5 protein-coding genes and 1 pseudogene are annotated in these 11375 nt (G+C 68.8%); 4 read left to right on the top strand and 2 right to left on the bottom strand.

The genetic code is table 11. From position 1 onward, the window contains the following. Positions 1-1167 precede the first annotated feature (1167 nt). Positions 1168-1770, bottom strand: a complete 603-nt coding sequence (locus ACLP25_RS01975) for a peptidoglycan-binding domain-containing protein (RefSeq protein ID WP_442467562.1) — start codon at positions 1768-1770, stop codon at positions 1168-1170. Between the two features lie 495 nt (positions 1771-2265). On the opposite strand from ACLP25_RS01975, the gene ACLP25_RS01970 reads away from it, so the two are divergent. The 4 genes and pseudogenes from ACLP25_RS01970 to ACLP25_RS01955 all read left to right on the top strand — a co-directional run. Beyond that, entirely contained in the window at positions 2266-7503 is a 5238-nt protein-coding gene (locus ACLP25_RS01970) for an alpha-2-macroglobulin family protein (protein ID WP_442467561.1), read from the top strand. A 133-nt stretch (positions 7504-7636) separates the two neighbouring features. Continuing rightward, positions 7637-9742 carry a penicillin-binding protein 1C gene (gene pbpC, locus ACLP25_RS01965; protein ID WP_442467560.1) on the top strand — a complete coding sequence of 702 codons (2106 nt, stop codon included), beginning with the start codon at positions 7637-7639 and terminating at the stop codon, positions 9740-9742. Positions 9743-9789: 47 nt separating this feature from the next. Beyond that, positions 9790-10080, top strand: a complete 291-nt coding sequence (locus ACLP25_RS01960; RefSeq protein WP_442467559.1) for an endonuclease domain-containing protein — start codon at positions 9790-9792, stop codon at positions 10078-10080. 104 nt (positions 10081-10184) lie between these two features. Beyond that, a pseudogene (locus tag ACLP25_RS01955) lies at positions 10185-10601 on the top strand (glycosyltransferase); the annotation flags it as partial. Positions 10602-10681: 80 nt separating this feature from the next. Here ACLP25_RS01955 and ACLP25_RS01950 read toward each other — a convergent pair. Beyond that, on the bottom strand, positions 10682-11029 hold the full coding sequence (locus tag ACLP25_RS01950; protein WP_442467558.1) for a hypothetical protein: 348 nt from the start codon (positions 11027-11029) through the stop codon (positions 10682-10684). Positions 11030-11375 lie beyond the last annotated feature (346 nt).

Below are 11375 nucleotides of genomic sequence, written 5' to 3'. Positions count from 1 at the left end.
CTGGGCATCGAGAGGTGCGGGAAGATAAATGCGATGAACTCCGGCTCGGAGAGTTGAACCGGGATCGGCGCTGTGGCGGGGCTTTCTGGCATCTGGCTCATCCGGACATGGTTTCATGAGAAGTCTGAGCAGCCCTCGTCGGAAAGTCCAATTACCCCATATAATACAATGAATTAAGAGAGCGAAAAAACTCGCAACCACCTACAAATGAAGGTGCTCGCGCGCCATCGTCAGCGCCTCCCGAAGTTGCACGATCTTGACGCGGAGCGCGATACTTTCGTTACCGTGTGGAGGGCTGGTCCGTAGAAGCCGCGATCAACGCGCGCGCATGACGCCGCGTAAACGCGAATCTTGAAAATGATTTGCTTGTTTCGTGAAGGGTCTAGATTTTCTGGCGGCCGCCGCCGGACGAATACGACGGATTTCGGGATCAGCCGAAGCTACTTCCCGCACATGACCGCCGCCACCGCCGTCTTCTCCCGTGCGGCGATGGCGCCGACGCTGAGCGCGATCGGCGCCGCGATCGGCGTCAGAGCGCCGCCGCCGAGGAAGGCGCCGATGGCCTCGGCGTCGATCATCGCGTTCGGACCCGCGAGGGCGACGCCGCCGACGCGCTTCGGCTCCGCCGCGATAGGCGCCACGACGCCGGCAAGCCCGCCTTGTCGGTCGAAGACGGGGCCGCCCGCCGCGCTCTTGCCGAGCGAGGCGACGACGGCCGGCTGCGCGCCGACTGCCAGCGCCGCGGGGATGGCCGCGACGCGCTCTCCGTCCGCGCTGAGCACGACGAGGTCGGGCGCGAGCTCGCCGCGCGGCGGCGCCTTCGCCTCGCCGAAGTCGCCTGAAAGGAGCGCGAGCCCGGTGGCCGCGTCGGTCCGCTCGAACCGGACCGGCTTGCCGGCGACGTTTGGATTCGGGCAGTCCTCAGGCCTGAGTGCGGTCAGCGCGCGGTCGGGCGCGAAGATCAGCGCCGTCGCCTTCGGCTGGGGAGGTGGCGCGGCCGGCGTCTGCGCGGCGTTCGTGCTCGAGGTCGCGCCGGTCGCGAGGCCGGGCGGAGGAAAGGCGACGAAGGCGTTGGCGACGGCCAACGCCACCCGGTCGAGATCGTTGCGCCCAGCGGGATAGCTGAAGGTGAAGCCGCGGATCGGGGGCGTCGCGGCGGCGTTCAGCTCATAACGCGTGTAGAACTTTCGGCCCGCGTCCTGGCCGGAGACGACGAAGAACGCGCCGGCCTTGATCGCCTTGTAGGCGACCTTGCGGGCCGGGGACTCTGTGGAGAGCCGCGCGTAGAGGGGGGGCGAGATCGGCGTCCAGGTCGGAGGCGAAGTCAAGCGTCACGCCGCTCCTGGCGCCAAGAAGCTTGGTCGGCGCGCCGATGCGGGCGCCGATCCTCGGATCGGCGATCGTCTGGAAGCCCGCGGCGGCGCGGGCCTTGTTCCCGGCCGCCAGCAGCGCCTGGAGCTGGCCGGGGGAGAGGACGCCGTCGCCGGGCGCCTTCTGGCCGGTCTCGAAGGCGACGATCGCATCGCGCGTGCGCTTGCCAAAATCGCCATCGCTCGTCCCGTTGTAGAGCCCGAGCCAGACGAGCGCGTCCTGCGCCGCCACGCGAGTCGCGGCCGGTAGTGCGAGAAACGCCGCCTTCTGCGCCTCGAAGGCTGTGTCCGCCGCAGCCGCGGCAGGAGGCTTCGCAGGCGGCGTCTGCGCCTGCGTAAGCGATGCGCCAAGGAATGCGGCCGAGAGAAGCAGGGCGAGGCGGAAAAGCGTTCGGCGCATGGATGTTCCCAAGGGGGCCGGTCCCGCCGGCGGCGCCCGCGATGCTATAGGAAGTCGGCTTTCGTCGGAACTCGATCGTCATCCTGCGCGCGCGGTGCGATGTAGGCCTTGACCCCAGGATCGCTTGGCGTTGTTCTCGGCGTCGATGCGGGAGGACCGCTATGGACCGCTATGACGTCGAAACGCTCGCTCGGGGACGGGGACGGCCCGGCGACGCGCTCTCCGTCCGCCCGCGTCGCCCATTGAAAGCGAAGACGCCAAACGACTCGCGCGTCTCGGCGAGAGCGAACCCTATCTTCAGACCGTGCCGCGGCGTCGTTCGGACCCCGTGTGATCGTCATCAATTGCGGGTACCGTCCGGGCGCGTCGGGAGGCCTCATGCCGACGTACGGCCCGCGGTCCCGGGCGTGATACACAGTCGGGCCTTATGCTGCAGGGACCGACTGAACGGCGATTGTCGACCATGAGGCGACTGATAGTCCTTGGGGACTGACCATGATCCAGGCTCTGCGCGCCGTCCTCATCGCGTTCCTTTTCGTGGCTTCCGCCCTGGCCGCCGACGTCAAGCCCTATGTCAACGAGGACATGGCAAGCGACGCGGTGCGGCTTGCGACGACGCTGAAGGCCGAGGCCGGCAAGATCGGCGCGGAGGCCGCGGGCAAGACTCCGGACGATCTGCGCAAGGCGGCCGCCGCCGCCGTTGTCGCGGGCAACTTCGACGTCGCCGCGAAGCTCGCCGCGGCCGCCGTGACCTCTGCGCCGAAGGATCCGGCGAACTGGCTCGCCTACGCCAATGTCGCGGTCAAGGCCGACGACGCGCAGGCCAACAACCGCTGGGATCTGGTCACCCAGGGCGCTGTCGCCGCTTACGCCGCCTATCAGCGCGCCATGGCGCCCGACGCCCAGGCGACGGCGCTGGCGACCCTCGGCGATCTTTTGGCGCGGCACAGCGCCTGGCGCGGCGCGCTCGACGCCTTGAAGGCTTCGCTTGACCGGCGCGACAATCTCGATGTCCGGAAGATTTACGAGGCGATGCGCGCGCAATACGGCTTCCGCATCCTCGACTACAAGGTCGACAACGAATCGACTGATCCGCGCGTCTGCTTCACCTTCTCCGAGTCGCTTGCGCGCAAGACCGATTTCGCCCCCTATGTCGCCGTGTCGGGCGCGTCGAGCACCGCGATCTCGAACGAGGACCAGCAGATCTGTGTCGAGGGTCTGAAGCACGGCGAGCGCTACGCCATCGTGCTGCGGGAGGGCCTGCCTTCGGCGGTCGGCGAGAACCTCCTGAAGTCCGCGGATTACGAAATCTATGTGCGTGACCGCTCGCCCCAGGCGCATTTCGCCGGCCGCGCCTACGTGTTGCCGCGAGAGGGGCAGGAAGGCGCGCCGCTCGTCACCGTCAACACCTCCAGGGTCGCCATCGACGTCTACCGCATCGGCGACCGCAACCTGCTCGCGACCGTCAACCGCGACGATTTCCTAAAGCCCATCGACACGTCGCGCGCCCAGGAGATCGCCGACCAGGACGGCGTCAAGGTGTGGAGCGGCTCGATGGACGTGGCGAACGCGCTCAACAAAGACGTTGTGACCGATTTCCCGGTCATGAAGGCAGTCGGCAAGCTCGATCCCGGCGTCTATCTCGTCACCGCGCGGCCCTGGAAGGAAAAGACCGCGAACACGGACGAGACGGAATCCACGCAGCTTGCGACTCAGTGGATGGTCGTCTCCGACCTCGGCCTCACCGCCATCTCGGGCGACGACGGCGTCCATGCGCTGGTCGAGTCGCTCGGTTCCGCCGCTCCGCTCGCTGGCGTCGAACTGAAGCTCGTCGCCCGCAACAACGAGGTGCTGGCGGTCAAGACGACCGGCGCCGACGGGCGGGCGGATTTCGATCCCGGACTCGCTCGGGGCAAGGGCGGCTCGGCCCCAGGGGTCGTCGTCGCGACGTTGAACGGCGACTACAATTTCCTCAATCTGGCGCAGAACGCCTTCGATCTCACCGATCGCGGGGTCGCCGGGCGCGACGCGCCCTCGGGCCTCGATGCCTTCCTCTACACGGAGCGCGGCGTCTACCGCTCGGGCGAAACGGTGTTCGCCGTTGCGCTCTTGCGCGACGCAAAGGGCGTCGCCCGCAGCGGCCTGCCGCTGACGCTGGTCGTGAAGCGCCCCGACGGCGTCGAATACAGGCGCGCGACAATCGCCGACGAGGGTCTCGGCGGACGCGCCTTCGCCGTGCCTCTGCTGCCAGGGTCGGCTCCGGGCAAGTGGACCATAGAGGCCTACGCCGACCCGAAGGGCGATCCGATCGGCGAGGCCGGCTTCCTGCTCGAGGATTACATCCCCGAGCGGCTCGATTTCACCCTCAAGGCCGAAAGGCCGGACATCGCGCCCGGCGAGCCCATTGGGCTCACGCTCGAGGCGCGCTTCCTCTACGGCGCGCCGGCAAGCGGGCTCGACGTCACCGGGGCGATCCGCCTGCAGGCGGTCGCGGGCGGGGCGCTCGCCGGCTTTCCCGGCTATGTCGCGGGCCTCGCCGACGACGACTTCACCACCGTCGAGACCCAGTTCACCGACAAGGTGACAACCGACGCGAAGGGTCATGCCGAGCTTTCGGTCGATCTGCCCGACGCGACGTCCACGCGGCCGCTCGAGGCGAAGCTGATCGTCGACGTCGCCGAGTCCGGCGGCCGCACGGTCGAACGCACGCTGACGTTGCCGGTGCGGGCGAAGGGCGCCGTCGTCGGGGTGAAGCAGGACTTCGATTCCTCGGTCGGCGCCGGCGACCCGGCGACGTTCGAAGCGATCGCCGTTGCCCCCGACGGGACGCGCGTCGCCCGCAAGGGCGCGGCCTGGTCGCTCTATCAGCTGACCAACGACTATCAGTGGTTCAACAGCGACGGGCGCTGGAGCTACGAGCCGGTCAAGTCGTCGAAGCGGGTCGCGAGCGGCGTCATCGACATCGGCGCCGACGTGCCGGCGAAGTTCCAGGCGCCCGTCGGATGGGGCGCTCACAGGCTCGACGTCAAGACGCTTGATGGCGAGGAGACGAGCGTCACGTTCGACGTCGGCTGGTCGGGAACGGCGAGCGCCGACACGCCGGACAATGTCGTCGTCACCCTCGACAAGACGGCTTACGCGCCGGGAGACGAGGCGAAGCTCCGCATCAATTCGCCCTATGTTGGCAAGGCGACGGTGGCGCTGGTCGGCGACGCGATCGAGCGCTTCGTCGATGTGGACCTCGTCGCCGGCGACAACGTCGTACCGTTCGCGGTCGGGGCCGATTGGGGTCCGGGCGCCTATGCGGTCGCGCTGACTCACCGGCCGCTCGACGTCCAGGCGAAGCGCATGCCCGGCCGCGCGATCGGGCTCGCCTGGTTCGCCATCGGCGCCGAGCGGCGCAAGCTCGACGTCGCCTTCGGCGCGCCAACACTCACGAAGCCGCGCGAGCCGCTCCAGGTCCCGATCACGGTCGCAGGCCTCGCGCCGGGAGAGGAGGCGCATGTCACCGTCTCGGCGGTCGACCTCGGCATCCTCAACCTTACCGGCTACAGGACACCGGACCCGGGCTCGTATTTCTTCGGCCAGCGCAAGCTGCCGGTCGAGATCCGCGACCTCTGGGGCATGCTGATCGACGGCATGCAGGGCGTGGCCGGGGCCATTCAGACCGGCGGCGATCAGAGCGGCAATCTCGAAGGCAATCTGCCAACCCAACCGCCGCTCGCGCTCTTCTCCGGGGTCGTCAAGCTCGACGACCAGGGCAAGGCGACGCTGACGTTCGACCTGCCGGGCTTCAACGGCACGGTGCGGCTCGCCGCTGTCGCCTGGAGCAGGGACAAGGTCGGCGCCACCCAGGCCGACGTCACTGTGCGGGACGCGGTCGTCGTCGCGGCGACGCTGCCGCGCTTCCTCGATGTCGGCGACCGCTCCCAGATGCATGTCGACATCGACAACGTCGATGGCGAGGCCGGCGACTATACGCTCGACCTCGACCTGCACGGGCCGCTGACGGCGGACGCCGAAGCCTTGCGCCAGACGCTGCATCTCGACGCGCATCAGCGCCGAGCGGCAACAATCCCGATCGCCGCGGGCGGGATCGGCGCCGCGGATTTCGACCTCCGCCTCACTGGCCCGAAAACCGATCAGGCGCAGCATTTCAGACTCGGGATCGTCTCCGGCGCGCCCGACGTCTATCGCCGCACCGTGACGCCATTGCCGAGCGGCGCGAGCGGGACGGTGTCCGGTGATCTCCTCGCCGACTTCATCCCCGGAACGGGCTCGATCGCGGTCGCGGCTTCGCCCTTCGGCGCGCTCGACGCGCCGGCGCTGTTGCAGGCGCTCGACCGCTACCCTTATGGCTGCTCGGAGCAGACGGTCAGCCGCGCTATGCCGCTCCTCTACGCCAACCGGCTCGCCTCGCTCGAAAACCTTGGGGTCGACCCGGACCTCGCGGCCCGTGTCAAGCAGGCGATCGAGCGCGAGATGAGCCGCCAGAGCGCCAACGGCGCCTTCGGGATGTGGGCGGCCGACAGCGGCGACGACGACGCCTGGCTCGACGCCTTCGTCACCGACTTCCTGACTCGGGCCCGCGAGCAGAAGTTCGTGGTCGCCGAGGGCGCCTTCGGTCAGGCGCTCGACCGGTTGCGCAACACCGTCGTCAACGCGCCCGAGCCGGACAAGGACAACAACGGCGCGCTCGCCTATGCCCTTTATGTTCTGGCGCGCAACGGCCGGCCGGTGATCGGCGACCTGCGCTATCTGACCGATGCGAAGCTCGATGCGTTCGCGACGCCGCTCGCCAAGGCGCAGCTCGGCGCAGCGCTGGCGATGCTCGGCGACCGCGCCCGCGCCGGCAAGGTCTTCACCGCCGCGCTGACTGCGCTCGCCGCCGAGAAGGACACGGGCTATTCGCGTCCCGACTACGGCTCGCGCCTGCGCGACGCCGCCGCGGTGCTGGCGCTGGTCGCCGAGGCCAATCCGGCGGCAGGCGACATGCCCGCCGACGCCATCGCCCGCGCAGGCGCCGAGGTGGACGCGGCGCGCGCCGAGCGGTCTTATACCAGCACGCAGGAGAACGGTTGGATGGTGCTGGCGGCCGAGGGCCTCGCCGAGCATGGCGGCCTCGGCGCGTTCACCGTCGACGGTCAGCCCGTCAAGGGGGAGCTCAATCGCGGCTTCGGCCCCGACGCGCTTTCCGGCAAAACCGCGACCATCGCCAATACGGGGCAGGCGACGGCTCAACTTGTGACGACTGTCTCCGGCTCGCCGATTGCCCCCGAGCCCGCCGCGTCCAACGGCTATACGGTCGAGCGCACGATCTATTCACTCGACGGCAAGACGCTCGACCTCAAGAGCCTGCAGCAAAATCAGCGCGTCGTGGTGGCGCTGAAAGTGACGGAATCGGAAGCACGAACCGCGCGGCTCCTGGTGGTCGACCGTCTGCCGGCCGGACTCGAGATCGACAATCCCGCGCTGGTCGACGGCGGCTCGGTCGCGGGCTTTTCGTGGCTGACGACCGGCGTGACGCCGGAGCACAGCGAATATCGCGACGACCGTTTCGTCGCGGTGTTCGACCGCGAGCCGGGGCAGTCGGCGTTCATCGATCTCGCCTATGTCGTGCGCGCCGTCGCGCCCGGGCACTACGTCTGGCCGCCGGCGACGGCCGAAGCCATGTACGCCCCCGAACGCTTTGGCCGCACCGCCTTCGGAGAGCTGGAGGTGACGGCGAAGTGAGCCGCGTGCCATTCCCGCAAAAGCGGGGATCCAGTCTCGCGCCGCGAACGCTTCAGCTTGAAGCGCCGGCACGCTGCGGCATCTGGATGCTCGTTTGCGTGGGCATGACAGGAAGGCGCGGGAGGGGCGGGCCGTGACGGGCGCGCTTCGCCTCCGCAAGTGGGCGCTCATCACGATCCTTGGCGTCGCGCTCATCGCTTTGATCGGTCTTTCCGCCAACCTCGCCTGGATACGCTATGCCGCCTCGCTCGCCCCGCTCGACCTTGCCGCATCGCGCGAGGGTTCGACGCTGGTCGTCGACCGCGACGGACGGCTCCTCAGGCCCTTCACCATGCCCGACGGGCGGTGGCGGCTGCCGGCGACGACGCATGACGTCGATCCGCGCTACGTGACAATGCTCGTGGCCTATGAGGACGCCCGCTTCTACGTGCACCACGGCGTCGACGGCCGTGCGCTTCTCCGCGCGGCCGGGCAGTGGCTCGTGCGCGGCCACATCGTCTCGGGCGGCTCGACCCTGTCGATGCAGGTCGCGCGCCTGATCGAGCCGCGCGCCGAGCGCACGCTTGAGGCGAAGTTCCGTCAGATCGCTCGCGCGCGGGAGATCGAGCGTGCGGTCGGCAAGCCGGGAGTGCTCGACCGTTACCTCACCATGGCGCCGTTCGGCGGCAATCTCGAAGGCGTGCGCGCCGCCGCGCTCGCCTATTTCGGCAAGGAGCCCTTGAAGCTGACGATCGCCGAAGCCGCGCTGCTGGTCGCCCTGCCGCAGTCGCCCGAGGCGCGCCGGCCGGATCGCTTTCCGGCCTTGGCGCGCGCGTCCCGGGACCGCGTGCTCGACCGGGCCGCGGCGCGCGGCGTGATCAGCGCCGAGGAGGCCGAGCAGGCGAAGGCCGACCCGGTTCCCGAGACGCGAAGAGCCTTCCCGGCGCTCGCGGCCCACGCCGCCCAGGAAGCCGTCGCCGCCGACCCGAAGGCAAACGTCATCCGGCTCTCGATCGACGCGCGGCTGCAGGCGAAGCTCGAGGCGCTTGCCAAAGAGAGCGTCGCGCGGCTCGGCCCCAGGCTGTCCGCGGCGATCGTCGTCGTCGACAACCATCGCGGCGAGATCCGCGCTCGCGTCGGGGCAGCCGACCGCGACGACGCCTCGCGGGGCGGCGCGATCGACATGTCGCGCACGCCGCGCTCGCCGGGCTCGGCGCTGAAACCCTTCATCTACGCGCTCGCTTTCGAAGAGGGTCTTGCGCATCCGGAGACGGTGCTGTTCGACCGGCCGGCGCGCTACGGGGCCTACGCGCCGGAGGATTTCGACCTCGGCTATCAGGGCACGGTGACCGCGCGCAAAGCGCTTCAGATGTCGCTGAACCTGCCGGCGATCGAGGTGCTCGCCGACGTCGGCGCCGCCACGTTTCTCGCCCGCCTGCACGGCGCAGGCGCGGAGATCGCGCTGCCGAAGGATACGCCGATCGGGCTCGCGATCGGCCTCGGCGGCCTCGGCGTTTCGCTGACCGACCTCGCCCGCCTCTACGCTGGCTTTGCGCGCGGCGGCGAGGCCCCGGCGCTGGTCGAGCGGCTCGACGGGGCGGCGCCGATCATCGGTCCGCGCCGGGTCACCGATCCGGTTGCGGCCTGGTACGTCGCCGACATTCTGCGTGGCGCCCCGCCGCCGGCGAATTCGCTTTCAGGCCGCATCGCCTTCAAGACCGGCACGTCCTACGGCTTTCGCGACGCGCTGGCGGTTGGCCTCGACCGCGAGACAACGATCGCCGTCTGGGTCGGGCGACCCGACAACGGCCCGACGCCGGGGCTGATCGGCCGGCAGGTTGCGGCGCCGATCCTGTTCGACGCCTTTGCGCGCCTCGGGCGCGACGTCGAGGTCGTCCGACCGCCGAGGGGAGTCTTGTCAGCGCGCGTGACCGCCGACCTGCCGCCGCCGCTGCGCCACCTGCGCAAGGACGCGCCCAAGACCATGGCGGCAACCGAGACGGCGGCGCTGAAAATCGCCTTTCCGCCGGACGGCGCCCGCGTCGATCTCGGCATTACGGACGGCGCTCGGGATGCGCGGCTGGCGCTGAAAGCCCTCGGCGGCGTGCCGCCCTTCGCCTGGTTCGTCAACGGCGCGCCAGTTGGCGAAGCGGAGTTGCGCCGCACCTCCGCCTGGAAGCCCGACGGCGCCGGCTTCGCCCGCGTGACCGTGGTCGACAGCAGGGGGGCGTCGGATGCAGTGACGGTAAGGCTCGAATAACCCCTCTCCTGAAGGGAGAGGGGCAGGGGTGAGGGGCTCGACCGCTGATGGTTACGGACCAACGACAGTTCGCACGCGCTATGCGAAAAACCCCGACACCTGCAGAGGAGCTTCCTTGGAAGCATCTCCGCGGTCCCGGTTTCACGGAGCGAAGTTTCGGCGACAAGTTCCGTCCTTTCGATCGCTACGTCGTCGACTTTTATTGTCACGCAGCGAAGCTCGTGGTGGAACTCGACGGACGGCACCCCCTAAAGGCAGGTGTGCTGGCGGCGGCGGTGAGCAGGAAGCTCAAGCCCGCGCGCGTCATGCCTTATCGGTCGGAGCATCTCCGAGACTGACGACCCTGAGGCAAAGGGTCGAGTGGCTCAAGGCGCGCCCCCAGAGAATTGACACCTAATCGTCTAGGAGCCGTTTTCGCTTGTTCCAATTATCTATCGCGGTAGACGCCCATTACCGAGCGCCCGAAATGCGCGACGACAGGCTTGCCGCCGCCTACGCGAGTGCCGACGTATTCGTGTTCCCAAGTTTGACCGACACCTTTGGCCTCGTGCTGCTTGAAGCGCTTGCCTCGGGTCTGCCAGTGGCTGCAAATCCAGTTGTGGGTCCACTCGACGTGATTGGAGATAGCGGCGCTGGCGTACTCGACGCGAATCTCGGTCGAGCGGCGCTCGCAGCGCTCTCAATTCCCAGAGAGCTTGCGCGTGCCCGCGCGCTTACCTTCAGCCTCAGCGAGTCCGCGCGACAATTTGTCGACAACGTGTTTGCGGCGCATTGGGATAACGTCTGCCAGCCGAGGCGCCACGAGGCCAAAACGCCCGATTTCCGCGAATCCTTCGTGCGGCGCATTTACCCCGAATAGCGATGATGGCCGCGACGCCTGCGGCGCGGGGCGCTCGCGCCTAATTAGAGCCCGACCCCCGACTTGATCGGGGGGCAGGCTCAATGCTCAGCTTGAAGCTCTTTGATCCTCGCCTCCAGCGCGTCGCCGATGCAGCCGGCGGCGCTGGTGATTTTGTCATCGCTCGGCCGGCCGCGCAGCGGCAAGCCGCAATCCGGGCCATAGCGTTTGATCCAATCCCATTGCTCGCTCTTGATGCGATCGCCGTTGGCTCCGGTGCGGGCGGCGGCGTAGGCGTCCTCAAGCCTCGCCTCCGCGTCCAGCAACTGCGGCGACGCACAAATAACGTAGTCTGTCCCCATGTGCTTGCCGTTGACGCAATCGAAATGCGCCGGCGTCCTGAGCGCCGGCGGCGAGGATGCAGGCGAGGACGGCTCGGCCTCGGCCACGCGCGCGGGCGGCGACGCGCTCGCAGCCGGTAACGGAGTCGGCGAAGGCGCGGGTTCAGCGGGCGGCGGCGCGCGCGCAGCCGGTGTTGGTGGCGAAGGCTTTGGCTCCGGCGCAATCGGTCGGGACGGCCTCGCCGCGCACCGCGGCAACCTGAGGTCATGCGCCGCGCGCGCCCGCAGAAGGTCGGCCTTTGGGCTCGCAGCGAACTTTGACAAGAAGGGGTCAGCAGAGGATTTTCCCGAAATCCTACGCTAAGCCGATAGATTAGGAAATTCAGAGGCTTCGAGTTCCTGGCCGGGAAGCCCAGATTTGCCGGACCCCTCAAAATCCGTCCGTCAATCTAGC

It is taken from the genome of Roseiarcus sp. (assembly GCF_052145395.1).
Taxonomy (GTDB): Bacteria; Pseudomonadota; Alphaproteobacteria; order Rhizobiales; family Beijerinckiaceae; genus Roseiarcus.
This window is presented reverse-complemented; position numbering and strand designations above follow the sequence as displayed.